This window comes from Streptomyces sp. NPDC104106 (assembly GCF_055584345.1).
Map to the genome: position 1 here is coordinate 37,173 of NZ_JBVJMF010000011.1, position 24,859 is coordinate 62,031.

Here is a 24,859-nt window from a genome sequence, read left to right on the forward strand (position 1 = left end):
GGGGCGCTGGGTTCGCTGGTGTTACCGGGTCGGGGGGAAGTCTGCGCTGTCCGTGCCGCGTACGGCCAGGGACCGGTCGGGGTTCAGCCGTACGACGATGTGGCGCCGCCAGTTCGCGTCGTCGCGCTCGGCGCGGTCCTCGCGCCAGTGGCAGCCGCGGGTCTCCTCGCGCAACTGGGCGGCGGCGACCAGGACCCGGGCGACGCACAGGAGGTTGGTGGCCTCCCAGGTGTCGACGCCGGGCTCGGCCGTCTTGCCCTGCTCCGCCAGGGCGTCACGGGCCTGCACGTGCAGCTGCTGGAGCTGTTCGGCGGCCCGCGCGAGGGACTCCCCGGAGCGCAGCACACCCGCGCCCTCGGTCATGATCCGCTGGATGGCGAAGCGGGTCTCGGGGGCGAGCAGCGGGTGGGCGGGGGTCTCCGGGTACGGGACCGGTGCGGGCACGCGCGCGTGGAGGCCGTTCCCGGCCTGCTCGGCCGCGATGTCGGCGGCGATCCGCTCGGCGTAGACCAGGCCTTCGAGCAGGGAGTTGGAGGCCAGCCGGTTCGCTCCGTGCACGCCGGTGCAGGCGACCTCGCCGCACGCGTACAGGCCGGGCACCGTCGTACGGCCCCGCGCGTCGGTGCGCACGCCGCCGGAGGCGTAGTGGGCGGCCGGGGCGATCGGGATGGGCTCGGTGAGCGGGTCGATGCCGTTGGCGCGGCAGGCGGCCAGGATGGTCGGGAAGCGGTGCTCCCACATGTCGGCGCCGAAGTGCCGGGCGTCGAGGTACATGTGCTCGGCGCCCTGCTCCAGCATCCGCCGCAGGATGCCCTTGGCGACGATGTCCCGGGGCGCCAGCTCGGCCAGCTCGTGCCGGCCCACCATGAAGCGCACGCCGTCGGCGTCGACCAGATGGGCGCCCTCGCCGCGCACCGCCTCGGAGACGAGCGGCTGCTGCCCCTCCGCCTCCGGGCCGAGGAACAGCACGGTCGGGTGGAACTGCACGAACTCCAGGTCGCTGACCTCGGCGCCCGCGCGCAGCGCCAGCGCCACACCATCGCCGGTCGACACGGACGGGTTGGTGGTCGCGGAGAACACCTGCCCCATGCCGCCGGTCGCCAGGACCACCGCGGGGGCGTGCACGGCGCCCACGCCGTCGTGCTGCCCCTCGCCCATCACGTGCAGCGTGACACCGGCCGTACGGCCCTCGGTGTCGGTCAGCAGGTCCAGCACCAGCGCGTTCTCGATCGTGCGCAGCCCACGCGCGTGTACGGCCTCGACGAGCGCCCGGGAGACCTCCGCGCCGGTGGCGTCGCCGCCCGCGTGCGCGATCCGGCGCCGGTGGTGGCCGCCCTCGCGGGTGAGGTGGATGTCGCCCTCGCCGTCGGTGTCGAAGTGCGCGCCGGTGGAGATCAGCCGCCGTACCGCGTCGGGGCCCTCGGTGACGAGGAGCCGTACGGCCGCCTCGTCGCACAGGCCCGCGCCGGCGACCAGCGTGTCGTCGAGGTGCTGCTCGGGGGTGTCGCCGTCGCCGAGGGCCGCGGCGATGCCGCCCTGCGCCCAGCGCGTGGAGCCGTCGTCCAGCCGGGCCTTGGTGACGACGACCGTCGTGAGCCCGGCGGCCTCGCAGCGCAGAGCCGCGGTGAGGCCGGCCACGCCGGAGCCGACGACGACCACGTCCGCCGAGATGCTCCACCCGGGGGCGGGCGCGTGCAGTCGTATGCCTGTGCTGGTCACGAGGCGGCTCCGAGGGTTCCGAAGGTCAGGGGGAGGTTGTCGATCAGCCGGGTCGTACCGACGCGGGCTGCGACGGCGAGGACGGCCTCGCCGGTGAAGTCGTCACCGATCTCGGTGAAGTCGGCGGGGTCGACCAGGGCGAGGTAGTCCAGCCGCAGCGGCGGGAGGAACCGGGCGGCCTCGTCCAGCACCTGGCGGGCCGCCGCGCGGACCGCGGCCGGACCGCCGGGGGACGCGGTGGCCACCGCGTGCGCGTCGGCGGCCGCGCGGGACTCCCCCAGGGCGCTGAGCGCCTCGGCACGCGCGTGCGTGGAGGGCACTTCGCGGGCACGCGCGCGCAGCGCCTCCTGCGCCGCGTGCCGGTCGCGGCCCGCGAACAGCGCGCGGGACAGCGCGAGTGCCGTGTCGCGCTCCTCGGGCGAGAGGTAGCGGTTGCGGCTGGACAGGGCGAGCCCGTCCGGCTCGCGCACGGTCGGTACGGCGATGATCTCGACACCGAAGTTCAGGTCCCGCACCATGCGCCGGATCAGCGCCAGCTGCTGGGCGTCCTTCTGCCCGAACAGGGCCGCGTCGGGGCGGGTGAGGTGCAGCAGCTTGGCGACGACGGTGAGCATGCCGTCGAAGTGGCCCGGCCGCGAGGCGCCCTCCAGGCGCTCGCCCATGGGGCCGGCGGTGATGCGCACCTGGGGCTCACCGCCCGGGTAGACCTCGTCCACGGAGGGCGCGAAGACGGCGTCCGCGCCCGCCTGCTCGGCGAGCTTCAGGTCGGCTTCGAGGGTGCGCGGATAGCGGTCGAGGTCCTCGCCCGCGCCGAACTGCAGCGGATTGACGAAGACGGTGACCACGACCTCGCCGTCCGGTCCGGCCAGCTCGCGCGCGGAGCGGATCAGGGTCGCGTGGCCCTCGTGCAGGGCGCCCATGGTCATCACGACGGCACGGCGGCCACGGCGCACGCGCGCGTGCAGCTCGTCGGTGGTGCTCAGCAGTGCGGCGGTCATCAGGCGTTCCCCTCGGTGCCGTTGGTGCCGGCGGATCCGTCGGCCAGCACGCCGAGCAGGTCCTCGGCGAGTTCCGGTTTCAGCAGGCCGTGGGCGAGGGCCCGGTCGGCGGTGGCGCGGGCCATCGCGAGGTAGCCCGCGACGGTCTGCGGGGCGTGCTTGCGCAGCTCGGTGACGTGCGCCGCGACCGTGCCGGCGTCCCCGCGCGCGACGGGCCCGGTGAGCGCCAGGTCGCCGGAGCGCAGCGCGTTGTCCAGGGCGGCGCCGAGCAGCGGGCCGAGCATCCGGTCGGGTGCCGTCACACCGGCCGTGCGCAGCAGCTCCATCGACTGCGCGACCAGGGTGACCAGGTGGTTGGCGCCGAGCGCGAGGGCCGCGTGGTAGAGCGGGCGGTTGGCCTCGCTGATCCACTCGGGCTCGCCGCCCATCTCGATGACCAGGGCCTCGGCGGCCAGCCGCAGCTCCTCGGGCGCGGTGACGCCGAAGGAGCAGCCGGCCAGGCGCTGGACGTCCACCGGGGTGCCGGTGAACGTCATCGCCGGGTGCAGCGCCAGCGGCAGCGCGCCCGCGCGCAGGGCGGGGTCGAGCACCCCGACGCCGTACCGGCCGGAGGTGTGCACGAGCAGCTGGCCCGGCCGTACGGCACCGGTCTCGGCGAGGCCGGCGACCAGGCCGGGCAGGGCGTCGTCGGGGACGGTGAGCAGCACCAGGTCGGCCCGCTGGAGAACCTCGGCGGGCGGCACCAGGGGCACGTCCGGGAGCATGGTCTCGGCGCGCCTGCGGGAGGCGTCGGAGACGCCGGAGACGGCCACCGGGCGGTGCCCGGCGAGCTGGAGGGACGCGGCCAGCGCGGGGCCCACGCGGCCGGCGCCGACGACACCGACGGTGAGCCGCGCGGGGCGGTCCTTGAGGTCTGGCTGGTGGACTGTACTCACGCGACGGCGGCCTTCCCGTTCCAGTCCGCTCGGGGTACCGGACGATGTACCGAACGATTTCTCGTCATGTTAACGCTATCCGGTTCGGCGGCGGCCGGTTGTCCACAGGCTGTGGGTTTCGACACGCCCGCGGACGGGGGCGCCGCGCGGAAACCCCCGTGCGTCGCGCGCGTGCGGCACGGCATGATCCGCGGCATGACGGACACGGCTGAAGAGGACCAGAGGCAGGCACGGTACGAGCGGCGGGTGGCCGCCGCGAAACAGGCGCGGCGCGTGCTGTCGCGCCCTCGCTTCGAGGGCACGATCCGGGACCGCCTGGACTGGCTGGCGCGGACGGCGCCCGAGGTCTACGACCTCGACGAGCGGGCGGACGTCTACGGCGACCGGATCGTGGGCGCCCTGGAGGAGCGGGTCGCCGGCCTGCTCGGCACCGAGGCCGCCGCGTTCTTCCCGACGGGCACGATGGCCCAGCAGGTGGCCCTGCGCTGCTGGGCGGCGCGCACCGGCGACCGCACGGTCGCCCTGCACGCCCTGTCCCACCCCGAAGTGCACGAGCGGAACGCCTTCAGCCAGGTCAGCGGCCTGCGCCCGGTGCGGGTGACCAGCGAGCCCCGGCTGCCCACGGCCGCCGAGATACGCGACTTCGACGAGCCCTTCGGCGCGCTGATGCTGGAACTGCCCCTCAGGGACGCCGGTTATGTGCTGCCCACCTGGCAGGAGCTGACGGCGACCGTCGAGGCCGCGCGGGAGCGCGACGCGGTGGTGCACTTCGACGGCGCGCGCCTGTGGGAGTGCACGGAGCGCTTCGGCCGCCCTCTGGAGGAGATCGCGGGCCTCGCCGACAGCGTCTACGTGTCGTTCTACAAGTCCCTCGGCGGTTTCGGCGGCGCCGCGCTGGCCGGGCCCAAGACCCTGGTCGAGGAGGCGAAGACCTGGCGGCACCGGTACGGCGGCATGGTCTTCCAGCAGTTCCCGACCGCCCTCGCCGCGCTCGTCGGACTGGAGACGGAACTGCCGCGGCTGCCGGAATACGTGCGGCACGCGCGCGTGGTGGCCGGCGCGCTGCGCGAGGGTTTCGCCGAGGCCGGGCTGCCCTGGGCGCGCGTCCACCCGCACGAGCCGCACACCCACGAGTTCCAGGTCTGGCTTCCGTACGACCCCGGCGTGGTGGCCGAGGCCGCGGTGCGGCAGGCGGAGGAGACCTCGGTCCTGCTGTTCGCGCGGGCCTGGGACCGCGGCGGACCGGACCTGGCGTTCACGGAGGTCACGGTCGCCGCCGCGGGCCTGGAGTGGACTGCGGACGACGTGCGGGCGGCCGTCGCCGACTTCGTGACACGCCTGCCCGCACGCTGATCACAGCGCGCGGGGACGCAGCCACCGGCGCAGGGTGTGGCGCACGCGTCCGCGTGCCCGGCATTCGGCGATGACCGCGCTGAAGCGCCGGTACTCGCGCAGTTCGCGCGCCACCATCAGGTCGTGGCGGCCGGGCGCGGGCGGCTCGGGCTCGCCGAGCACTCGCGCGCGGTAGCTGTCGAGGAGGTACTGCTGGGTGATGCTCATGGCTGGTCGCCTTCACGGGACGTGGCTGATCTGTGGCTGATCGGGCTCCGCGGCTGCCCCGGTCCCTCAAGCCTGGCCGAGGCCCGTGCGGAAGTCCCGTGGATTGACGGCTGCCGTCAATCCACGGGGGCACTGTCAGTGGGCCGGTGCACGATGGACACATGAGCGTGACGATCGACGTCTCCGGACTCGCCGACGAGGGCGCCCCCGGGTCGGGCGGGGCCGGGAAGTGGGGGCGCGTGTGCGTCGTGCCCTCCCCGCTGGCGGAGCTGGGGATGGCCCTGCACGCGCTCAGCGAGCCCGGCCACCACCCCGACCTCCAGGGCTGGGCGACCGCCGTCTCGTCCCGGCTGGACCCCCGGCTGGCCGATCGCCTGTGCGAGGCCGACTTCCTGTGGCGTACGACGTTCTCGGACGTCTTCGCCCCGTTCGCGGGCATCCCCGGTCGGCGCACCCTGCCCGGCGCCACCCTCGCCGAGGAGCTGGACCTGCTGGACAAGCTGACGGACGATCAGTTCGTCAACGCCGCGCTGGAGTTCACCTGCCAGCTGAGCTACGACGTCCAGGAGCCGCCCCTGCTCGACGACCCGGAGCTGCGCCGCCGCTCCCTGGAACTGGCCGCCGCGCGCGGGACCGTGCAGGAGCGGTTCGCGCGCCGTCTGCTGGATGACCCGCCGGTCGTCCGCGCGTGGTTCCGGCAGCTGATGCTCGACTGCGACGAGGCCTTCTTCGCCGACACCTGGGCCCGCGTCCAGCCCCAACTCGCCGCCGACGCACGGCACAAGACCGAGCTCCTGCGCCGCAGGGGCCTCGGCGAGGCCCTCGCGTCCCTGTCCGAGGCCATCTCGCTGGACGAGGAGGCCGGACTCATCACGGTCGACAAGCTCTCGGTGGGCCGCACCGCCACGGGCGACGGCGGCCTGGTCCTGGTGCCGACCAGCCTCGGCTGGCCGCACGTCCTGGTCCTGCACCGGTTCGGCTGGCAGCCCTCGATCTCCTACCCCGCGAGCGGCACCCGCCCGCAGGCCCCGTCCGTCGAGCAGCTCACGCGCCGCCTGGAGGCCCTGGCCCACCCCGTGCGCATACGCCTGTGCCGGCATCTCGCGCGCGCCCCGCACACCACCGGCGAACTGGCCGACGCGCACGGCATGTCGGCCCCCGAGATATCCCGGCATCTGGCGGTGCTGAAGAAGGCGGGCCTGATCACCGACTGCCGCCGCGGCCGGTACGTCCAGCACCAGCTGAACCTGTCCGCGGTGGCCCGCCTGGGCAGCGACTTCATCGAGGGCGTCCTGCGCTGAGGAGCCGGAGAAGCGGCCCCCGCGGGGCTGCTTCGGGCAGGGCCCGGCTCAGCCGTGACCGCCCGCGCGCACCAGCCCGGTCTCATACGCCAGCACGACCACCTGCACCCGGTCGCGCAGGCCCAGCTTGGTCAGGATGCGGCCCACATGGGTCTTCACCGTGGCCTCGCTCAGCACCAGCCGCGCCGCGATCTCGCCGTTGGACAGGCCCTGCGCGACCAGCACCATCACCTCCCGTTCCCGGTCGGTGAGCCGCTCCAGCTCCTTGTGCCGCGGCTCCTTGCCGCTGGAGGGCAGCATCGGCGCGAAGCGGTCCAGCAGCCGCCGGGTGGTGGAGGGCGCCACGACGGCGTCGCCGCTGTGCACGGACCGGATGGCGGCCAGCAGCTCACCGGGCGGCACGTCCTTGAGCATGAACCCGGAGGCGCCCGCCTTCAGCCCGGAGAAGGCGTACTCGTCCAGGTCGAACGTGGTCAGGATCAGCACCTTCGGCGCGTCCGGCTCCGCGCAGATCCGCCGGGTCGCCTCCACGCCGTCCAGCTTCGGCATGCGGACGTCCATCAGGACCACGTCGACCGGGGTGGTGCGCAGCACCTGGAGGGCCTCGACACCGTCGCCCGCCTCGGCCACGACCTCCATGTCCGGCTGGGCGGCGAGGACCATCCGGAAACCGGTGCGCAGCAGCACCTGGTCGTCGACGAGCATCACGCGGATCGTCATCGGGTCTCTTTTCGAAAGTGGCTGACAGGTGTCATCAGGGGCGCGTGAAGGCGTCAGTGCGCCGGTTTGAGCGGGAGCAGGGCGCTGATGCGGAATCCTCCGCCCGGGCGCGGCCCCGCGTCCAGCGTGCCGCCGACCATACCGACCCGCTCGCGCATGCCGATCAGCCCGTGCCCCTGCCCGTCGGCGCCGCCCTCCTCGTACAGCTCGTGCGGAGCGCCCTTGCCGTCGTCCTCGACGAGCAGGCCGAGGCCGTCGTCGAAGTAGACCAGCCGCACGCTCGCGCCCGCGCCCGGCCCGCCGTGCTTGCGGGTGTTGGTCAGCGCCTCCTGCACGATCCGGTACGCGGTCAGCTCCACGCCGCTCGGCAGCGGGCGCGGGGTGCCCTCGACCTTGAAGTCGACCGGGAGCCCCGAGCTGCGGCACTGCTCGATGAGGTCGTCGATCTGCTCCACGTCGGGCTGCGGGACGTACTCCCCGCTCTCATGCTCGCCGGTGCGCAGCACGCCCAGCAGGCGGCGCATCTCGGCGAGGGCCTGCCGGCCGGTGGAGGAGATCGTCTCCAGGGCCTTCCTGGCCTGGTCGGGGGCGGCGTCGAGGACGTAGGCGGCGCCGTCGGCCTGCACCACCATGACCGACACGTTGTGCGCGACGACGTCGTGCAGCTCGCGCGCGATCCGGGCCCGCTCTGCGGCGACCGCGACCTTGGCCTGCGCCTCTCTCTCCTTCTCCAGCCGGGACGCGCGCTCCTCCAGCTGGGCGAAGTACGCCCGCCGGGTGCGCATGGAGTCGCCGAGCACCCAGGCCAGCGCGAACGGCACCGTCTGGAAGATCGCGATGGCGACCTGCCCGATGAAACTGGCGTGCCCGGCCGGCCAGCGGATCTGCGCGAGGGTCGCCGCGACGAGGCTCGTGCAGAGCGCGAGCCGGGAGGCCCAGCGGGCGCCGATCGCCGCGACCGTGTAGGCGATCACCAGCATCGCGAAGTCCGAGACGGTCGTCTCGATGTCCAGGGTCAGCTGCGCCAGCCCGGTCGCGCACGCGACCAGCAGCATCGCCTCCGGGTAGCGGCGGCGCAGCGCGACGACGGCGCACAGAACCACCGACACGGCCATGCCTGCGGCGGCCGACCCGTGGTGACCCCGTGTGCCGTTCGTATTGACCACGCTCACGCCGGACAGCCCGAGCAGGACGACGGCCCAGAAGGCGTCGACCCAGGTCGGGTGGCGGCGGAGGAAGTCATAGAGACGCTGCACGTAACCCAGAGTAGGGAAACGGGATGCGTGCAGGGGTCAACCGGAGGGCCGATCCACTCCCGGTGCGCGTACTCCGCAAGGTGGAGGAAGTGATCATCTGTGCGCCTAGTCTGTTCCGGTGACGGATGAAACGGCGTGGGACCGGCAGGACCGGCAGGGCTGGCGCGCGGCGGCCGGGGCGGCGCTGTACGGCCCCGGCGGCTTCTACCGGCGTCCGGAGGGCCCGGCCGGTCACTTCCGTACGTCCGTGCACGCCTCCGCGCTGTTCGCGCGGGCCGTGGCCCGGCTGCTGTGCCGGGTGGACGAGGCCCTGGGGCGGCCCGGCGTGCTGGACTTCGTCGACATGGGAGCGGGTCGGGGCGAGCTGGTCACCGGGGTGCTCGCCGCCCTGCCCGCCGACGTCGCCGCACGCGCGCGCGGGTACGCCGTCGAACTCGCCGACCGCCCGGCCGGCCTGGACGCCCGCATCGCCTGGCTGCACGAGCCCCCGGCCGCCGTCACCGGACTGCTGTTCGCCAACGAGTGGCTGGACAACGTGCCCGTCGACATCGCCGAGGTCGACCCCGCGGGCGTGCCCCGGCTGGTCCTCGTCGCGCGGGACGGCAGCGAACGGCTCGGGGCACCGGTGACCGGCGCGGAGGCGGACTGGCTCGCCCGCTGGTGGCCGCTGCCCGCCGAGGAGGGACTGCGCGCCGAGATCGGACTGCCTCGGGACCTGGCATGGGCGTCGACGGTGGACCGGGTGGTGCGGGGGCTCGCGGTGGCCGTGGACTACGCGCACACCCTCGACAGCCGTCCCCCGTTCGGAACGCTCACCGGCTTCCGGGCGGGCCGCGAGACGGCACCCGTGCCGGACGGGTCGTGCGACATCACGGCGCACGTCGCCCTGGACGCGTGCGCGGCGGCTGGCGCGGCGCACACCCCAACCGACACGTCCTGCGTCTCACCTGGCCCCTCGGGCACGGTTCGAGAAACGGCGCACGCGCCCGAGGACACGGCGCAGGAGCCCCCCGGTACGGCGCGTACAGTGGCGCCCGCGCGCCTCCTCACGCAACGCGCCGCCCTGCACGCCCTGGGCATCACCGGCGCACGCCCGCCGCTCGCGCTGGCCTCCACGGACCCCTCCGCGTACGTGCGCGCCCTCGCGAGCGCCGGAGAGGCCGGCGAGCTCACCGCGCCGGGCGGCCTCGGCGGCTTCGGCTGGCTGGTCCAGCCGGTCGGCATCCCGGACCCGCTGGAAACCCGGGCCTAGCCCGCTACTTGTCGATGTCGCCGACCACGAAGAACATCGATCCCAGGATCGCCACCATGTCCGCGACCAGCGTCCCGGGCAGCAGCTCGGTCAGCGCCTGGATGTTGTTGTAGGACGCCGAGCGCAGCTTGAGCCGGTACGGCGTCTTCTCGCCCTTGCTGACCAGGTAGTAGCCGTTGATGCCCAGCGGGTTCTCGGTCCACGCGTACGTGTGCCCCTCCGGGGCCTTCAGGACCTTCGGCAGCCGCTGGTTGATCGGCCCCGGGGACAGCTCGGCCAGCCGGTCCAGACAGGCGTCGGCGAGGTCGAGCGCGTTGTGGGTCTGCTCCAGGAGCACCTCGAAGCGGGCGAGACAGTCGCCCTCGCTCCGGGTGGCGACCTTCAGGGTGCCCTGGAGATCGCCGTACGCCAGGTAGGGCTCGTCGCGGCGCAGGTCGAAGTCGACGCCCGAGGCGCGCGCGATGGGCCCGCTGACGCCGTACGCGTGCACGACCCCCGGCGTCAGCGCGCCGACCCCGCGCGTGCGCCCCCGGAAGATCTCGTTGCCGAGCACCAGGTCGTCGAAGACGTCCATGCGCGAGCGCACGGCGGAGACGGCCGCACGCGCGCGTGCGGCCCAGCCGGCCGGCAGGTCCTCCTTGAGGCCGCCGACGCGGTTGAACATGTAGTGCATGCGCCCGCCGGAGACCTCCTCCATCACGTTCTGCAGCACCTCGCGCTCGCGGAACGCGTAGAACACCGGGGTGATGCCGCCCAGCTCCAGCGGATAGGAACCGAGGAACATCAGGTGGTTCAGCACCCGGTTCAGCTCGGCGAGCAGCGTGCGCGTCCACACCGCCCGCTCGGGCACCTCCATGCCGAGCATGCGCTCCACGGCCAGGACCACGCCCAGCTCGTTCGAGAACGCCGACAGCCAGTCGTGGCGGTTGGCGAGCACGATGATCTGCCGGTAGTCGCGCGCCTCGAAGAGCTTCTCGGCGCCCCGGTGCATATAGCCGATCACCGGCTCCGCGCGCACGATGCGCTCCCCGTCCAGCACCAGCTTCAGCCGCAGCACGCCGTGCGTGGACGGGTGCTGGGGACCGATGTTGAGCACCATGTCGGTGCTCTCCGCGGCGCCGCCGATCCCGACCGTGGTCTGGGTCGTAGGAGTCATGGCCCCAGTCTCCCCTACGTACGCTGGAGCCATGGAAACGGGGAGCCCGCGTGAGACGGGCACGGCGGGGACGACGGGCACAGACGGGCCGGCAGACACGGCGGGGACGGCGGGGCCACCGGGGGGCGAGGCGGTGTGGCGGGGGCTGCCACCGGGCCTGCTGCGGATGCGCCGGCTGCTGCTCGGGGTCTGGACGGCGGTGCTCGCGCTCGCCGCGGGTCTGCTGCCGGGCCTGTTCGCGGGCCCCGCGTGGGCGGCGTTCGCGCTGCTGCCCGTGGTGTGCGCCGCGTGGTGCTGGCGGCTGCTGGGGCGCAACTGGCGCTCCTGGCGCTACGCCGAGCGCGCGGACGACCTGCTCATAAGCCGCGGTGTCCTGTGGCGCGAGGAGACCGTGGTGCCGTACGGGCGGATGCAGCTGGTGGAGGTCACCTCGGGACCGGTGGAGCGGCGCTTCAAACTGGCCACCGTGCAGCTGCACACGGCGGCCGCCGCGACCGACGCGACCATCCCCGGCCTGGACCCGGCCGAGGCGGAACGGCTCCGGGACCGGCTCACCGAGCTGGGCGAGGCCCGATCGGCGGGCCTGTGACCAGCCCGGGACACGGCGACGGCATAGCCGCCGCGCATGCCGATGCCGCGCGCGCCGAGGGCACCGAAGAGGGCGCGCAAGGGGGCGGGGGGCGCGTGCGCGCAGCCGAGCGCAGACTGCATCCGGTCACGCCGTTCCGGCGGGCGTGGGCGCCGGTCGCCGTACTCGCCGGCTGGGCGGCGCACGACCCGAACAGCGCGCAGGAGCAGCTGGCGCGGCTGACCGGTGCCATGCTCCTGCTGGGGCTCGCGGTGCTGGTGCCCGTGGCCGGTCTGTACGGCTTCCTGTCCTGGTGGTTCACGCACTTCGCGGTCACAGAGTCCGAACTGCGCATCCGCACCGGCCTGTTGTTCCGGCGCACCGCGCACATCCGGCTGGAGCGCATCCAGGCCGTGGACGTCTCGCGTCCCCTCCTCGCGCGCGTGGCGGGCGTCGCGAAACTGCGGATCGACGTCGTCGGCACCGACAAGAAGGACGAACTGGCCTTTCTCGGCGAGCAGGAGGCGCGCGCCCTGCGCGCGGAACTACTCGCGCGCGCCGCGGGCTTCACACCCGAGACGGCACGTGAGGTCGGTGAGGCACCGGCCCGCGAACTGCTGCGGGTGCCCCCTCGCGCGCTCGCGCTCTCCCTGGTGCTGACGGCAGCCACCTGGGGGTCCCTGTGCGCCGCGCTCGTCCTGCCGACCGTGCTGTGGCTGACCACCCACAACCTGTGGACGGTCCTCGCGACCGGCCTGCCCCTGCTCGGCGGCGCAGGCGCCGGCAGCGCGCGGCGGTTCGTCGCCGAGTTCGACTGGACCGTGGGCGAGTCACCGGACGGGCTGCGCCTGGACCACGGCCTGCTCGACTGCACCCACGAGACGGTGCCGCCCGGTCGGGTGCAGACCGTGCGGATCGTCGAGCCCCTGCTGTGGCGGCGGCTCGGCTGGGTGCGGGTCGAACTGCACGTGGCCGGGTCGGCCAACTCGGTGCTGATACCGGTCGCCCCGCGCGCGGTCGCCGAATCGGTCATCGCGCGCGTACTGCCGGGCGTGACCGTTCCCCGGGAACTGTCCCGCGCACCGGGGCGGGCCCGGTGGTGCGTTGCGCTGTGGTGGCGCGGCTACGGCCTCGCGGTCACCGACACGGTGTTCGCCGCCCGGCACGGTCTGCTGCGCCACAGGCTCTCGCTGGTCCCCCACGCCAAGGTGCAGAGCGTACGGCTCACCCAGGGGCCCTGGCAGCGCCTGTGGCGGCTCGCCGACGTCCACGTGGACACCGGGGCCGGAAAGACCGTCACCGCCCGGCAGCGGGACGCCGAAGAGGCCGTACGGCTCCTGCACGAGCAGGCCGAACGGTCGCGCACAGGACGCCGCGACGCGCGCCCGGACCGCTGGATGACCGTCGGCTGAACGGACTTCGCTCTCCGGGACGAGACAAGGCCCGGCTCCTCTCGGGAAGCCGGGCCCTGTGCCTCACGGGACTACGCAGCGGCGCCTCAGGAAGCCGCGCTGCGCAGCCGCTGGACGTCGATCTGCTCGGTCTCGTCGTGCGCGGTCAGGTCGATGACCTGGCCGGCCGCGGGCGCCTGCGCGTCCTTGAACTCGGCCTCGGCCTCCGCCTTGTGCACGGCGAGGGCCTCCTGGCCGACGACATCGGCGAGGTCTTCGTTCTGTACGGAGTCCAGCGCGGTCCCGGGCGCGGCCTTCTGCGTGCCGAAGAAGTCGAAACCACCCTCGACCACCGGGCGCCGCGCGGGCGCGGCGGGGACGACCGCCACCGCGGTCGGCACAGTGAAGTGCCCGGCGGGCGGCTGGGCCACGGCCGGGGCCGCCTCGCCGGCGGCACGCCGGGCACCGGCCTGGCCCGGGACGACGGCCGCGCTCGGGGCAGCGTTCTGGCTCTGGACGACGGCCGCGCTCGGGGCAGCGTTCTGGCTCTGGACGACGGCCGTGCTCGGGGCAGCGGCCTCGCTGCGGGCGACGGCCGCGCCGGGTGCGACGCCCTCGCCGCCGGCGGCACGGATGCCGTCGGACGCACCGCCCGTCCGCCCCTCCGGCGCAGCGCCGGTCACGCCTGCCGCGGCGCCCTCGGCGGCTGCGGTACCGGCGGATGCCCCGGCCTCTTCTCCTTTGGCGACGGACTCGGCCTCGGCATCGGCGCCCTCGGACAGCCCGGCCTCGGAAGAGGCGCCCTCGGCGCTCTCGGGCGCGGCCGCCTCCCCACCGAACACCACGGGCTCGGACGCGGACGTGGACGTGGCCCCGTCCTCAGCCCCGGCACCGTCCTCAGCCCCGGCCTCGGGCTCCGCCCCGGCCTCGGCGTCGGTATCGACGCCGGCCGAAGCCTCACCCTCGAACGCGGCCAGGGCCGTCAGGGCGCGCCGGTACAGCCGCGCCCCCTCCGGGGAGAACACCGCGTACGCGGGCTGCCCGTCCCCGTCCGCCGCCGCGACCGCCTTCACGGAGTCGGCCGGCTCCGGCCGCGGCTCCGGCTCGGCGCTCCGCGCCGGCGGCAGGGCGGGTGCGGAGGAGGGCACGGCGGCCTCGATCTCCAGCAGCCGGCGGCCCTCCAGGGCGCTCGCGCGCTCGGTCTCCGCCGTGGCGTACCGGCGCAGCAGCGCCGCGTGCTCGTTGCGCAGGCCGGCCAGCTCGGCGCGCTTGGCCCGCAGGCGCTGCTCCAGCTTGGCGCGCAGCTCGCGGGATTCCTCCAGGTCGGTCTCCAGTTCGGCGATCCGCTCCTCGTTGCGCCATTCGTCGCTGGCACGCGCGCGTGTGAGTTCGGCGACCTGCTTGCCCGCCTGCGCGTCCCAGTGGCGCATCACGACCGCTCCGACGACGGCAGTCGCCGCGGCGGCCGCTGCCAGCACGCGCAGCACCGTGGTCTCGGAGAACACCCAGGGACCCAGCGCGCAGACGACGGAGACGCCGGCGATCGCCGAGGGAGGCAACAGCCGGTGCAGAGGTGGGGAATGGCGGTGGCGTCCACGTGGCATGGCCAGAAACTTACCGCGCGTAGGCGAATCGCGGGCCCCCGCCCCGTAAAAACACGGCGACACCGCGTGCTTCACGGGGCGTCAGGGCAACGGCGTCAGTTCGCGGTCAGCCGGGTGCTGAGCCACTGGAGCGCGGCCGGGATCTCCCGCATCCACGTGTTGAAGTTGTGGCCACCGCTCGGAAGGATGATCGAGGAAATCCTGGTCACGTTCGTGCCCTGGACCGCCTTGATGAATTTCATCGTGTCCTTGTAGTTGTGCTCACCGACCTTGCTGCTGGTGACGAGCAGCGAGGTCTCGGGCGGGGTCAGGTGCTTGATGGCCCAGAACAGGTCGGCGCGGTTCTGCAGGTCCTTGTTGCCGTGGAAGAGGTCGCCGGTGGTGGGATCGATCGGCGCCTTGTAGTACGGCGACAGGCCGACGGCGGCCGCGTACGAGCCCGGGTGGTGCATGGCGATCTTCAGCGCGCAGTAGCCACCGGTCGAGTCGCCGATGATGCCCCAGCTGGAGGGCGTCTTGTCCACCCGGTACTGGGACATCACCGAGTCGCGCAGATCCTTGGCGAAGAAGGACTCGGTCTGCGGACCGCCCGGGATGTCCACGCACTCGGTGTCCCGCGGCGGCGCCACGGTCGGCCGCAGCATCACCAGGATCATCGGCTGCATCTTGCCGCTCTTGGCCAGCCCGTGGGCGGTGCTCGGGTAGTTCAGCTTGTTCACCAGCGCCTCGGCCGTGCCGGGGTACCCCGTGAGGACGACGGAGACGGGGAACTTGTGCGTGCGGTTCTGCGGCTGGAAGTACTCCGGGGGCAGGTAGACGTAGGCCGGCGTCGAGAGGTGGGTCGTACGGCCGACGATGTCGACCTTCTGGACCTGCCCGGTCATCTGCGGCATTCCGCCGCCCACGCCCGCGACGTGGGTCGTGGAGACCACCTGGAGGGAACTGTTCGGGCCGCCCGCTATGTGGTCGACGACCACACCCTGGGCGTTCTCCTGGCCGAAGAGGTCCGCCCAGCTGGCGTAGAACCCGAAGGCCTGGTTGGCGGCGAGCCCGACTGAGGCGAAGAGCGCCAGCTGGGTGGTCAGCAGAAGACCGATCCGCCCGCCGATGGACTGCCAGCTCTGCCGCGCCAGCCGCGGCCACAGCCACACCGTGCCGGCGAACAGCACGATGGCGAACACGATCGCCAGCATCAGCACTTTATTGCTCGTGAGACCCATGGGCTGCTACCTGCCTGCGCTTTCCGCCCGGTTACCGCCCGCGCTTCGTTGCGAGAGCTTGCCCGGGGCTTTCCTCGGCCTTTGACCCGACTTTCCGGTGAAGAGTGAACCTCTTGCTCCGGGACACCGTCCTAGAGGGCGCAATGTCGCCGGATGCCCTGATCGGGCCCGGGTTCAAGGTCTCTCGCAGAACTACGGGATGCGATGTCTGTCAGGATAGATGGGGAATTGTCGGGCGGGGTTCCGGGCCGATTCAGCCGGGCGCGGCGCATACTGCGCGGCCCGCGCCCCGAGGCCGTCCCGACGCTGGTCAGCAGGGCGGCCGCGCTCGTGGGCGTCCTGGACATCGCCGCGGGGGTGTTCCCGCGCTTCCGTCACAGCCGCATGCACGCGATCGCCGAGGTGCTGCCAGGCTCCTTCGGACCCTTCGCGGCGGCGCTGTCGCTGAGTTCCGGCGTGCTGTTGCTGCTGCTGGCGCACGGGCTCGGGCGGCGCAAGCGCCGGGCCTGGCGCGCGGCGGTCGCGCTGCTGCCGGCGGGTGCCGTCGCGCAGTTCGCGTACCGCCACTCGCTCGCCGGGGTGCTGATCGCGGTGGCGCTGCTGATCCCGCTGCTGCGGCACAGGAACGAGTTCGCCGCGCTGCCGGACCCGCGCAGCAGGTGGCGCGCCCTCGCCAATTTCGTCCTCATGAGCGCCGGATCCCTCGTCCTCGGCCTGGTGATCGTCAGCGTTCATCCGCACCGGACCATCGGCGACCCGAGCCTGGCCGACCGCCTGACGCACGTCGTCTACGGCCTGTTCGGCTTCGAGGGCCCCGTCGACTACTCGGGCAACGCCTCCTGGACCGTCGCCTTCTCGCTCGGCGCGCTGGGCTGGATCACCGCGGTCACCACGATCTACCTGGCCTTCCGCCCCGAGCACCCGGCCGCGCGGCTCACCGAGGAGGACGAGGCGAAGCTGCGCGAGCTGCTGGCCAAGCACGGCCACCGCGACTCCCTGGGCCACTTCGCGCTGCGCCGCGACAAGGCGGTCGTCTTCTCGCCCAGCGGCAAGGCGGCGGTCACCTACCGCGTCGTCTCGGGCGTGATGCTCGCCAGCGGCGACCCCATCGGCGACGTCGAGGCCTGGCCCGGCGCCATCGAGCGCTTCATGGACGAGGCCAAGGCCCACTCGTGGACCCCGGCCGTCATGGGCTGCTCGGAGACGGGCGGCGAGGTGTGGACCCGCGAGACCGGCCTGGACGCCCTGGAGCTGGGCGACGAGGCGGTGGTGGACGTCGCGGATTTCTCGCTCGCCGGACGCGCGATGCGCAACGTCCGACAAATGGTCAAGCGCATCGAGCGGGCCGGCTACGAAACCCGGGTGCGGCGCATCCGTGACCTCAGCGACGGCGAGCTGGACCGCATCCGGCGCGCCGCCGACGACTGGCGCGGCACGGACACCGAGCGCGGCTTCTCCATGGCGCTGGGCCGCGTCGGCGACCCGGCCGACGGCAACTGCCTGATCGCCACCGCCCACAAGCAGGACGACGAGCCCGGCGAGTACGGCGACCTGAAGGCGATCCTGCACTTCGTGCCCTGGGGCACCGACGGCGTCTCGCTGGACCTGATGCGCCGCGACCGCAGCGCCGACCCGGGCATGAACGAACTGCTGATCGTCGCCGCCCTGCAGGCCGCGCCGAAGTTCGGCATCAACCGGATCTCCCTGAACTTCGCGATGTTCCGCTCCGCCCTCGCGCGCGGGGAGAAGATCGGCGCCGGCCCGGTGCTGCGCGCCTGGCGCGGACTGCTGGTGTTCCTCTCGCGCTGGTTCCAGATCGAGTCGCTGTACAAGTTCAACGCGAAGTTCCAGCCCCGCTGGGAGCCCCGCTTCGTGGTGTACCGCCACTCCGCCGACCTGCCCCGCATAGGCATCGCCGCCATGCAGGCCGAAGGCTTCGTCAACCTCGCGCTGCCGCTCCCGCGCTTCCTGCGCCGGCGCAAGGCGGCCGCCGAGCGCCCCTGCGCGCACTCGGTGGCGGAGCGGGACGTGCGCGCGGCCTGAAAGGACCGAAGCGTCGCGGCCCGGACAGGCCGGAGGATCGCGGCCCGAGCGGGCCGTGTCCTCCCGCCCGAAGGGCCGGCCGGACACGGACGGCACAGGACCGCGCGGCATGACCGAAGACCGGTCCGGACGGCAAGCCCCGCCCCCTCCAGCACAGGGGCTGCCGCCCGGGCCGCCGCGCGTTCCCGGCCCGCTCCCGCGTCATGGCGGACGCCCCCGGGGCCTACGCTGAACGTATGAACAACCTGAGCGGGCGCGGCCGGGTGACGGGTCTTCCGGCATGGGACCGGTGCGCGGTCATGGGCGTGGTCAATGTGACCCCCGACTCCTTCTCCGACGGCGGCCGCTGGTTCGACACGGCGCTCGCCGTCAAACACGGCCTGGACCTCGTCGCCGAGGGCGCCGACCTGGTGGACGTCGGCGGCGAGTCCACCCGGCCGGGCGCCACGCGCGTGGACGAGGACGAGGAACTGCGGCGCGTCATCCCGGTCGTGCGCGGCCTCGCCTCCGAGGGCGTCGTCGTCTCCGTCGACACCATGCGTGCCTCCGTCGCCGAACAGTCCCTCGCGGCCGGTGCCGCCCTGGTCAACGACGTCAGCGGCGGCCTGGCCGACCCCGCGATGATCCCGGTGGTCGCCGCCGCGGGCGCTCCGTTCGTCGTCATGCACTGGCGTGGCTTCCTGGCGGGCGGCAATGTCAGGGGCGTCTACGAGGACGTCGTCGCGGAAGTCGTCGACGAGCTGCACGCGCGCGTGGAGGCCGTTCTGGCGGGCGGCATCGCCCCGGACCGCATCGTCGTCGATCCCGGCCTCGGCTTCTCCAAGGAGGCCGAGCACGACCTCGCCCTCCTCGCCCACCTCGACCGCCTGGGCGCCCTGGGGCACCCACTGCTCGTGGCCGCCTCCCGCAAACGGTTCCTCGGCCGTGTCCTGGCCGGTCCGAAGGGGGCGCCCCCGCCGGCCCGGGAGCGCGACGCCGCCACCGCCGCCGTCTCGGCCCTCGCGGCACAGTCCGGTGCGTGGGCGGTCCGTGTGCACGAGGTACGCGCCACCGCGGACGCCGTACGGGTCGCTCGCGCCGTGGAAGAGGCGCGTACGGCGGGCACGGCGCCCGGCGCGGCAACCGGGAGCGAGGCGCGTGAGACGGCTCACGCACCGGGCACACCCGGCGAGCGCGGCGCTCAGGACGGCGGACGCGCACCCGGCGCCGACGGCGAGCGCGCTGCGGAAGGAGAGCGGTGAGCGCCGCCCACACCGACGTCGAGCAGGTGGAGGCCGCCAACACCGCCTTCTACGAGGCCATGGAACGCGGCGACTTCGAGGAGCTGTCCTCGCTCTGGCTCAGCCCCGCCGACCTGGGCGTGGACGAGGAGTACCACGACCCGGCGGACAGCGGGGTGGTCTCCTGCGTGCACCCCGGCTGGCCCGTGCTGACCGGCCGCGGCGAGGTGCTCAGGTCGTACGCCCTGATCATGGCCAACACCGACTACATCCAGTTCTTCCTCACCGACGTGCACGTGTCCGTCACCGGTGACACCGCGCTCGTGACCTGCACCGAGAACATCCTCAGCGGCGGCCCCGCACCCGCGGACGGCGCGGAGCTGGGACCGCTGGTCGGCCAGCTCGTGGTCGCCACGAACGTGTTCCGGCGCACACCCTCCGGCTGGAAGATCTGGTCGCACCACGCCTCCCCCGTCATGACGGAGAGCGAGGACGCCGAGGACGCCGAGGACGTCCTGGACAACGAACCCGGACCGAACGGAGCGAACCCGGACGAAGGGCCCCTCGGCTGAGCGGGCCGGCGTCCCGCGCTGACATACGGGGACTGGAAGAAGTGGTTGGAATCACCTACCCCTGGGTATGAGCCGCATTCAACCCCTGGCGCGACCGGGTTTCCCAGGGGAAACAGGAAGTGAACGCTCATGGTCCCGTCGCGGCCCCACGGCCCTGCGACCCGGCTGTGTCAGTGCCCGCAGGTAGATTCGTCCTCAGGACGGCGTGCCGCCCGCACGCGGTACGGGCCGGTCCTTCCCGACGATTGCAGGAGTGATTCGCGTGGATCGTGTCGCGCTGCGCGGCCTCAAGGCCCGCGGGCACCACGGTGTGTTCCCCAAGGAGCGCGAGGAGGGCCAGACCTTCATCGTGGACCTCGTCCTCGGCCTGGACACCCGGCCGGCCGCGGCGGACGACGACCTGACGAAGACCGTGCACTACGGCGTCGTGGCCGAGGAGGTCGTGGCCGAGGTCGAGGGCGAGCCGGTGAACCTCATCGAGACCCTCGCCGAGCGGATCGCGCGGACCTGTCTGAAGCACGAAGGGGTCCTGGAGGTCGAGGTGTGCGTCCACAAGCCGGACGCGCCGATCACCGTGCCCTTCGACGACGTGACCGTCACCATCACCCGGAGCCGAGTATGACCCGACCTTTCCTCCAGGGTCACAGCGACCCGACCGTCCAGCCGGTGCCCGCCTCGGTCGTCGAGCAGGTGGACGCCGCCGACACGACCCTGCAGAACCCGAAATGGGCCGTCATCTCCATCGGTGCCAACCTCGGCAACCGTCTGGAGACCCTCCAGGGCGCCGTCGACGCGCTGGAGGACACGCCGGGGGTGCGCGTGAAAGCGGTCTCCCCCGTGTACGAGACGGAGCCGTGGGGCGTCGAGCCCGGCAGCCAGCCGTCGTACTTCAACGCGGTCGTGGTCCTGAAGACCACCCTGCCCCCCGACTCGCTGCTGGAGCGGGCGCACGCCGTCGAGGAGGCCTTCAAACGGGTCCGCGACGAGCGCTGGGGCCCGCGCACCCTGGACGTCGACATCGTCGCCTACGCCGACGTCACCTCCGAGGACCCGCGGCTCACCCTCCCCCATCCGCGCGCCCATGAGCGCGCCTTCGTGCTCGCGCCCTGGCACGACGTGGACCCGCAGGCCCAGCTGCCCGGCCGGGGCCCGGTGGCCGATCTCCTGGCGGCCGTCACCCGCGAGGGCGTGGCGCCGCGCGCCGACCTGGAACTCCGACTGCCCGAGTAGTCGTTAAGGTCAAGACGGCAAGGTCGACACGACCGCGGTCCGGGCCGGTCCGGGGGAGCTGAAGGGACACCGTGAGAGAGCTGCGCATCAGGGTGCTGGTCGGCGTGTTCGTCGTGGCCGGGATCCTGTCCTGGGCGGGCGCCCGCCTCTGGAACTCGATCGGGACCCTGCCCAGCGTCCCGCTGGCCGCGCCCATCGTGCTCGCCCTGATCGCCGCGGTCCTGCTGTCGACGGCGCTCTCGCTGCGTGCCCGGCTCAAGGCCCAGCGCGAGCGCCGGCCGGGCGCCAAGGGCGTCGATCCGCTGATGGCCGCGCGCGCGGTCGTCTTCGGCCAGGCCAGTGCCCTGGTCGCGGCCCTCGTCGCCGGCATGTACGGCGGCACGGGCGCGTTCCTGCTGGAGCTGCTGGACCTCCCCACACGCCGTGACCAGGCCATCTACGCAGGCTTCTCGGTCCTCGCGGGTATCGCGGTGATAGCGGCGGCCCTCTTCCTGGAGCGTGTGTGCAAGCTCCCGGACGACGAGGACCAGAATCACCCGGGGGCGGAGCCGGCGGCATGACTGCGGCGCCGCCCCGCCGGTCCCGGCGCGCGGTGTTCAGCGCGCCATGATCAGGCTCATGGCCTCGTTCCGGGTGGCGACGTCCCGCAGCTGACCGCGGACGGCCGACGTTATGGTCTTCGCCCCCGGCTTGCGGATACCCCGCATCGACATGCACATGTGCTCGCACTCCACGACCACGATCACGCCCCGGGGCTCCAGGATCTCCATCAGGGAATCCGCGATCTGCGTCGTGAGCCGCTCCTGGACCTGCGGGCGGCGGGCGTAGACGTCCACGAGCCGGGCCAGCTTGGACAGTCCCGTGATCTTCCCGGACGTCGAGGGGATGTACCCGACGTGCGCCACGCCCCGGAACGGCACCAGGTGATGCTCACAGGTCGAGTACACCTCGATGTCCTTCACCAGGACCATCTCGTCGTGGCCGATATCGAACGTCGTCGTCAGGACGTCCTCCGGCTGCTGCCACAGGCCCGCGAAGATCTCCTTGTACGCCCGGGCCACCCGCGCCGGCGTCTCGCGCAGGCCCTCACGGTCCGGGTCTTCTCCGACCGCCATCAGCAGCTCCCGCACGGCGTTCTCGGCGCGCTTCTCGTCGAACTCGCCGATGCGTCCCTCGCCGTCCAGCGTCACGGGGTCGGTCATCTGGTGCCTCGTTCCTGTCGTCCGCATGCGTGCATAAGGAAAATGCCGCGCCCCCCAGGCTAAAACCCTGGGGGGCGCGGCATTCATTCCGGCCCTGTTGGCCGAAACACGCTCAGCTCTCGGAGCGGTCCTCCGGCGTCTGGTCCGTCACCGGGGCGGACTCCGCGGCGGTGGACTTGGCCGTGCTGATCGCGGCCGTCGCGCCGTTCGCACCGTTGGTCAGTGCCAGCTCCCTCGGGGAGAGCACCGGCGGCCGGGTGGACGGGGTGCGGCGCGAGGAGCCGGTCCATGCGGGCCGCGGCGGGCGCTTCACGATCGGGGCGAAGATCTCGGCGATCTCCTCCTTGCCCAGGGTCTCCTTCTCCAGCAGCTGGAGCACGAGCTGGTCGAGCACGTCGCGGTTCTCGACCAGGATCTCCCAGGCCTCGTTGTGCGCGGTCTCGATGAGCTTCTTGACCTCCTCGTCGACCAGCGCGGCGACCTCTTCCGAGTAGTCGCGCTGGTGAGCCATCTCACGGCCGAGGAAGGGCTCGCTGTTGTCGCCGCCGAACTTGATCGCGCCGAGCCGCTCGGTCATGCCGTACTGCGTGACCATCGCGCGGGCCAGGTTGGTGGCCTTCTCGATGTCGTTCGCGGCGCCGGTGGTCGGGTCGTGGAAGACCAGTTCCTCGGCCGCGCGGCCGCCCAGCATGTAGGCGAGCTGGTCGAGCATCTCGTTGCGCGTGGTCGAGTACTTGTCCTCGTCCGGCAGGACCATCGTGTAGCCCAGGGCGCGGCCGCGGGACAGGATGGTGATCTTGTGGACCGGGTCGGAGTTCGGCGAGGCCGCCGCGACCAGGGCGTGACCGCCCTCGTGGTACGCGGTGATCTTCTTCTCCTTGTCCGACATGATCCGGGTCCGCTTCTGCGGGCCCGCGACCACGCGGTCGATCGCCTCGTCCAGCGCCTTGTTGTCGATCAGCTTCTGGTCACCGCGGGCGGTGAGCAGCGCGGCCTCGTTCAGCACGTTCGCGAGGTCGGCGCCGGTCATGCCCGGAGTACGGCGGGCGACGGCGGACAGGTCGACGTCCTGCGCGACCGGCTTGCCCTTCTGGTGGACCTTGAGGATCTCCAGACGGCCCTGCAGGTCCGGCGGGTCCACCGCGATCTGCCGGTCGAAGCGGCCGGGGCGCAGCAGCGCCGGGTCCAGGATGTCGGGCCGGTTGGTGGCGGCGATCAGGATGACGCCGCCCTTGACGTCGAAGCCGTCCATCTCGACGAGCAGCTGGTTCAGCGTCTGCTCACGCTCGTCGTGACCACCGCCGAGGCCGGCGCCGCGGTGGCGGCCGACCGCGTCGATCTCGTCGACGAAGACGATCGCCGGGGCGTTCGCCTTGGCCTGCTCGAACAGGTCACGGACCCGGGAGGCGCCGACACCGACGAACATCTCGACGAAGTCGGAACCGGAGATCGAGTAGAACGGCACGCCCGCCTCGCCGGCGACGGCACGCGCGAGCAGCGTCTTGCCCGTACCCGGGCGGCCGTAGAGCAGCACACCCTTGGGGATCTTGGCGCCCACGGCCTGGAACTTGGCCGGCTCCTGCAGGAACTCCTTGATCTCGTGGAGCTCCTCGACGGCCTCGTCACAGCCCGCGACATCGGCGAACGTCGTCTTCGGGGTGTCCTTGGTGATGAGCTTGGCCTTGGACTTGCCGAAGTTCATGACCCGGGAGCCGCCGCCCTGCATCTGGTTCATCAGGAACAGGAAGACGACCACGATCAGAACGAACGGCAGCAGGGAGAGCAGGACGCCGAGGAACGGGTTCTGCTTGGACGGCGAGACCGTGTAGCCGTCCGGGAGCTGCTTGCTCTGGTACTTGTTCTGCAGAATCGTGGCGATGCTCTCGCCCTGACGGTCGATGTAGCTCGCCTGGATCTTCGAGCTGCCGTCGACCTTCTGGCCGTCCTTGAGGGTGACCTTGATGGTCTGCTCGTCGCCTGTGGTCAGCTTGGCCGACTGGGCCCTGTTGTCATTGATCGCCGCAACGACCTGGCCGGTGTCCACCGTCTTGTAGCCGCCGGACGAGCCGACGACCTGCATCAACACGACCACGGCAAGGACGGCCAGCACGATCCACATGACCGGCCCACGGAAGTATCGCTTCACGTCCATCCATACGGAGCGGTGCCGCCCCGTCCCTCCTGCCATAGTGAGTTTGATAAGACAGTTCTTCTGACGGTACCCCAGCATGGTTGTCCGAAGCCGCACGAAGTCGCATCGACGGCTGGGAAACCCGTCTCTGCATGCTTCAACGGCCTGGAACCCGCCGGGGTTCCCGATCGTCCTACAAGGACTGCGCCGACCGGCTCAGCCGCCGTAGACGTGGGGCGCGAGCGTACCGACGAACGGGAGGTTGCGGTACTTCTCGGCGTAGTCGAGGCCGTAGCCGACGACGAACTCGTTCGGGATGTCGAAGCCGACCCACTCGACGTCGATCGCGACCTTCGCGGCGTCGGGCTTGCGCAGCAGCGTGCACACCTTCAGCGAGGCGGGCTCGCGCGAGCCGAGGTTGTTGATCAGCCAGGACAGGGTCAGGCCGGAGTCGATGATGTCCTCGACGATCAGGACGTGCCGGCCCTTGATGTCGGTGTCGAGGTCCTTGAGGATCCGCACGACACCGGAGGACTGGGTGCCCGCGCCGTAGGAGGACACGGCCATCCAGTCCATGGTGACGGGGGTGGACAGCGCCCGGGCGAGGTCCGCCATGACCATCACCGCGCCCTTGAGGACGCCGACGATGAGCAGGTCCTTGCCCGCGTACTCCGCGTCGATCTTCGCGGCCAGCTCGGCCAGCTTCGCGTCGATCTCTTCCTTGGTGATGAGCACCTTCTCGAGGTCGGCACCCATGTCTTTCGCGTCCACCCGCATCACT

At 72.6% G+C, this 24,859-nt stretch carries 23 protein-coding genes; 11 read left to right on the forward strand and 12 right to left on the reverse strand.

Annotated features, from left to right (window positions below; translation table 11 throughout):
* Positions 1–21 precede the first annotated feature (21 nt).
* The 3 genes from ACZ60X_RS25035 to ACZ60X_RS25045 are packed head-to-tail and all read right to left on the reverse strand — an operon-like array spanning position 22 to position 3,652.
* The gene (locus ACZ60X_RS25035) at positions 22–1,719 is read right to left on the reverse strand and encodes an L-aspartate oxidase (protein WP_469602493.1); all 1,698 of its coding nucleotides are present in this window, start codon (positions 1,717–1,719) and stop codon (positions 22–24) included.
* Positions 1,716–2,717: a pantoate--beta-alanine ligase gene (gene panC, locus ACZ60X_RS25040; RefSeq protein WP_469602496.1), complete on the reverse strand. Its 1,002-nt coding sequence runs from the start codon at positions 2,715–2,717 to the stop codon at positions 1,716–1,718. Before panC ends, ACZ60X_RS25035 begins: the two co-directional genes overlap by 4 nt.
* Entirely contained in the window at positions 2,717–3,652 is a 936-nt protein-coding gene (locus tag ACZ60X_RS25045) for a Rossmann-like and DUF2520 domain-containing protein (protein WP_469602499.1), read from the reverse strand. Before ACZ60X_RS25045 ends, panC begins: the two co-directional genes overlap by 1 nt.
* A 195-nt stretch (positions 3,653–3,847) precedes the next feature.
* Between ACZ60X_RS25045 and ACZ60X_RS25050 the strand changes: the two genes are divergently transcribed.
* Positions 3,848–5,005 carry a threonine aldolase family protein gene (locus tag ACZ60X_RS25050; RefSeq protein WP_469602502.1) on the forward strand — a complete coding sequence of 386 codons (1,158 nt, stop codon included), beginning with the start codon at positions 3,848–3,850 and terminating at the stop codon, positions 5,003–5,005.
* On the opposite strand, the gene ACZ60X_RS25055 is transcribed toward ACZ60X_RS25050, so the two are convergent.
* Positions 5,006–5,212, reverse strand: coding sequence for a hypothetical protein (locus ACZ60X_RS25055; RefSeq protein WP_469602504.1), 207 nt, complete (start codon positions 5,210–5,212; stop codon positions 5,006–5,008).
* Positions 5,213–5,373: 161 nt separating this feature from the next.
* Here ACZ60X_RS25055 and ACZ60X_RS25060 point away from each other — a divergent pair, with 161 nt between their 5' ends.
* Positions 5,374–6,513 (forward strand): DUF5937 family protein, encoded by a 1,140-nt coding sequence (locus ACZ60X_RS25060; protein WP_469602507.1) that lies wholly within the window; start codon positions 5,374–5,376, stop codon positions 6,511–6,513.
* Positions 6,514–6,561: 48 nt separating this feature from the next.
* Here ACZ60X_RS25060 and ACZ60X_RS25065 read toward each other — a convergent pair whose 3' ends face one another.
* Together ACZ60X_RS25065 and ACZ60X_RS25070 are read right to left on the reverse strand one after the other, a co-directional pair.
* Complete coding sequence (locus ACZ60X_RS25065) at positions 6,562–7,233, reverse strand: response regulator transcription factor (protein ID WP_469602510.1); 672 nt, start codon at positions 7,231–7,233, stop codon at positions 6,562–6,564.
* Positions 7,234–7,286: 53 nt separating this feature from the next.
* Positions 7,287–8,489 carry a sensor histidine kinase gene (locus ACZ60X_RS25070; RefSeq protein WP_469602511.1) on the reverse strand — a complete coding sequence of 401 codons (1,203 nt, stop codon included), beginning with the start codon at positions 8,487–8,489 and terminating at the stop codon, positions 7,287–7,289.
* A gap of 118 nt (positions 8,490–8,607) precedes the next feature.
* Here ACZ60X_RS25070 and ACZ60X_RS25075 point away from each other — a divergent pair, with 118 nt between their 5' ends.
* Complete coding sequence (locus ACZ60X_RS25075) at positions 8,608–9,741, forward strand: SAM-dependent methyltransferase (protein ID WP_469602514.1); 1,134 nt, start codon at positions 8,608–8,610, stop codon at positions 9,739–9,741.
* 4 nt (positions 9,742–9,745) lie between these two features.
* Here ACZ60X_RS25075 and ACZ60X_RS25080 read toward each other — a convergent pair whose 3' ends face one another.
* Positions 9,746–10,897 (reverse strand): NADH-quinone oxidoreductase subunit D, encoded by a 1,152-nt coding sequence (locus tag ACZ60X_RS25080; protein WP_469602516.1) that lies wholly within the window; start codon positions 10,895–10,897, stop codon positions 9,746–9,748.
* Between the two features lie 31 nt (positions 10,898–10,928).
* On the opposite strand from ACZ60X_RS25080, the gene ACZ60X_RS25085 reads away from it, so the two are divergent.
* Together ACZ60X_RS25085 and ACZ60X_RS25090 are read left to right on the forward strand one after the other, a co-directional pair.
* Positions 10,929–11,486 (forward strand): PH domain-containing protein, encoded by a 558-nt coding sequence (locus ACZ60X_RS25085; protein WP_469602518.1) that lies wholly within the window; start codon positions 10,929–10,931, stop codon positions 11,484–11,486.
* A gap of 95 nt (positions 11,487–11,581) precedes the next feature.
* Entirely contained in the window at positions 11,582–12,877 is a 1,296-nt protein-coding gene (locus ACZ60X_RS25090) for a PH domain-containing protein (protein WP_469602519.1), read from the forward strand.
* Positions 12,878–12,963: 86 nt separating this feature from the next.
* On the opposite strand, the gene ACZ60X_RS25095 is transcribed toward ACZ60X_RS25090, so the two are convergent.
* Positions 12,964–14,460 carry a hypothetical protein gene (locus ACZ60X_RS25095; RefSeq protein WP_469602520.1) on the reverse strand — a complete coding sequence of 499 codons (1,497 nt, stop codon included), beginning with the start codon at positions 14,458–14,460 and terminating at the stop codon, positions 12,964–12,966.
* A gap of 95 nt (positions 14,461–14,555) precedes the next feature.
* Positions 14,556–15,680 (reverse strand): alpha/beta hydrolase, encoded by a 1,125-nt coding sequence (locus tag ACZ60X_RS25100; RefSeq protein ID WP_469602522.1) that lies wholly within the window; start codon positions 15,678–15,680, stop codon positions 14,556–14,558.
* A 204-nt stretch (positions 15,681–15,884) separates the two neighbouring features.
* On the opposite strand from ACZ60X_RS25100, the gene ACZ60X_RS25105 reads away from it, so the two are divergent.
* The 6 genes from ACZ60X_RS25105 to ACZ60X_RS25130 all read left to right on the forward strand — a co-directional run bounded on the left by ACZ60X_RS25105 (position 15,885) and on the right by ACZ60X_RS25130 (position 21,305).
* Entirely contained in the window at positions 15,885–17,723 is a 1,839-nt protein-coding gene (locus ACZ60X_RS25105; RefSeq protein WP_469602523.1) for a phosphatidylglycerol lysyltransferase domain-containing protein, read from the forward strand.
* A gap of 236 nt (positions 17,724–17,959) precedes the next feature.
* Positions 17,960–18,964: a dihydropteroate synthase gene (gene folP, locus ACZ60X_RS25110; RefSeq protein ID WP_469602526.1), complete on the forward strand. Its 1,005-nt coding sequence runs from the start codon at positions 17,960–17,962 to the stop codon at positions 18,962–18,964.
* Positions 18,961–19,515 carry a nuclear transport factor 2 family protein gene (locus ACZ60X_RS25115; protein ID WP_469602528.1) on the forward strand — a complete coding sequence of 185 codons (555 nt, stop codon included), beginning with the start codon at positions 18,961–18,963 and terminating at the stop codon, positions 19,513–19,515. The genes folP and ACZ60X_RS25115 overlap by 4 nt, the downstream gene beginning before the upstream one ends.
* 262 nt (positions 19,516–19,777) lie before the next feature.
* Positions 19,778–20,137 carry a dihydroneopterin aldolase gene (gene folB / locus ACZ60X_RS25120; RefSeq protein WP_358655199.1) on the forward strand — a complete coding sequence of 120 codons (360 nt, stop codon included), beginning with the start codon at positions 19,778–19,780 and terminating at the stop codon, positions 20,135–20,137.
* Positions 20,134–20,745 carry a 2-amino-4-hydroxy-6-hydroxymethyldihydropteridine diphosphokinase gene (gene folK / locus ACZ60X_RS25125; RefSeq protein WP_469602533.1) on the forward strand — a complete coding sequence of 204 codons (612 nt, stop codon included), beginning with the start codon at positions 20,134–20,136 and terminating at the stop codon, positions 20,743–20,745. The genes folB and folK overlap by 4 nt, the downstream gene beginning before the upstream one ends.
* 71 nt (positions 20,746–20,816) lie before the next feature.
* A complete protein-coding gene (locus tag ACZ60X_RS25130; protein ID WP_469602536.1) occupies positions 20,817–21,305 on the forward strand; it encodes a DUF3180 domain-containing protein in 489 nt (162 codons plus the stop codon).
* A gap of 36 nt (positions 21,306–21,341) precedes the next feature.
* Here ACZ60X_RS25130 and folE read toward each other — a convergent pair whose 3' ends face one another.
* The 3 genes from folE to hpt form a co-directional block, all read right to left on the reverse strand.
* A complete protein-coding gene (folE, locus tag ACZ60X_RS25135) occupies positions 21,342–21,947 on the reverse strand; it encodes a GTP cyclohydrolase I FolE (RefSeq protein ID WP_469602539.1) in 606 nt (201 codons plus the stop codon).
* Between the two features lie 112 nt (positions 21,948–22,059).
* Positions 22,060–24,099, reverse strand: a complete 2,040-nt coding sequence (gene ftsH, locus ACZ60X_RS25140) for an ATP-dependent zinc metalloprotease FtsH (RefSeq protein WP_469603097.1) — start codon at positions 24,097–24,099, stop codon at positions 22,060–22,062.
* Between the two features lie 195 nt (positions 24,100–24,294).
* On the reverse strand, positions 24,295–24,855 hold the full coding sequence (hpt, locus tag ACZ60X_RS25145; protein ID WP_037753105.1) for a hypoxanthine phosphoribosyltransferase: 561 nt from the start codon (positions 24,853–24,855) through the stop codon (positions 24,295–24,297).
* Positions 24,856–24,859: the final 4 nt, after the last annotated feature.

Coding starts and splice junctions, on each gene's coding strand:
- folP (WP_469602526.1), top strand. CDS start 17,960: ATGAACAACCTGAGCGGGCGCGGCCGGGTGACGGGTCTTCCGGCATGG.
- ACZ60X_RS25095 (WP_469602520.1), bottom strand. CDS start 14,460: ATGCCACGTGGACGCCACCGCCATTCCCCACCTCTGCACCGGCTGTTG.
- ftsH (WP_469603097.1), bottom strand. CDS start 24,099: ATGGACGTGAAGCGATACTTCCGTGGGCCGGTCATGTGGATCGTGCTG.
- ACZ60X_RS25105 (WP_469602523.1), top strand. CDS start 15,885: ATGTCTGTCAGGATAGATGGGGAATTGTCGGGCGGGGTTCCGGGCCGA.
- ACZ60X_RS25100 (WP_469602522.1), bottom strand. CDS start 15,680: ATGGGTCTCACGAGCAATAAAGTGCTGATGCTGGCGATCGTGTTCGCC.
- folK (WP_469602533.1), top strand. CDS start 20,134: ATGACCCGACCTTTCCTCCAGGGTCACAGCGACCCGACCGTCCAGCCG.
- hpt (WP_037753105.1), bottom strand. CDS start 24,855: ATGCGGGTGGACGCGAAAGACATGGGTGCCGACCTCGAGAAGGTGCTC.
- panC (WP_469602496.1), bottom strand. CDS start 2,717: ATGACCGCCGCACTGCTGAGCACCACCGACGAGCTGCACGCGCGCGTG.
- ACZ60X_RS25085 (WP_469602518.1), top strand. CDS start 10,929: ATGGAAACGGGGAGCCCGCGTGAGACGGGCACGGCGGGGACGACGGGC.
- ACZ60X_RS25065 (WP_469602510.1), bottom strand. CDS start 7,233: ATGACGATCCGCGTGATGCTCGTCGACGACCAGGTGCTGCTGCGCACC.
- ACZ60X_RS25055 (WP_469602504.1), bottom strand. CDS start 5,212: ATGAGCATCACCCAGCAGTACCTCCTCGACAGCTACCGCGCGCGAGTG.
- ACZ60X_RS25060 (WP_469602507.1), top strand. CDS start 5,374: ATGAGCGTGACGATCGACGTCTCCGGACTCGCCGACGAGGGCGCCCCC.
- folE (WP_469602539.1), bottom strand. CDS start 21,947: ATGACCGACCCCGTGACGCTGGACGGCGAGGGACGCATCGGCGAGTTC.
- ACZ60X_RS25080 (WP_469602516.1), bottom strand. CDS start 10,897: ATGACTCCTACGACCCAGACCACGGTCGGGATCGGCGGCGCCGCGGAG.
- ACZ60X_RS25050 (WP_469602502.1), top strand. CDS start 3,848: ATGACGGACACGGCTGAAGAGGACCAGAGGCAGGCACGGTACGAGCGG.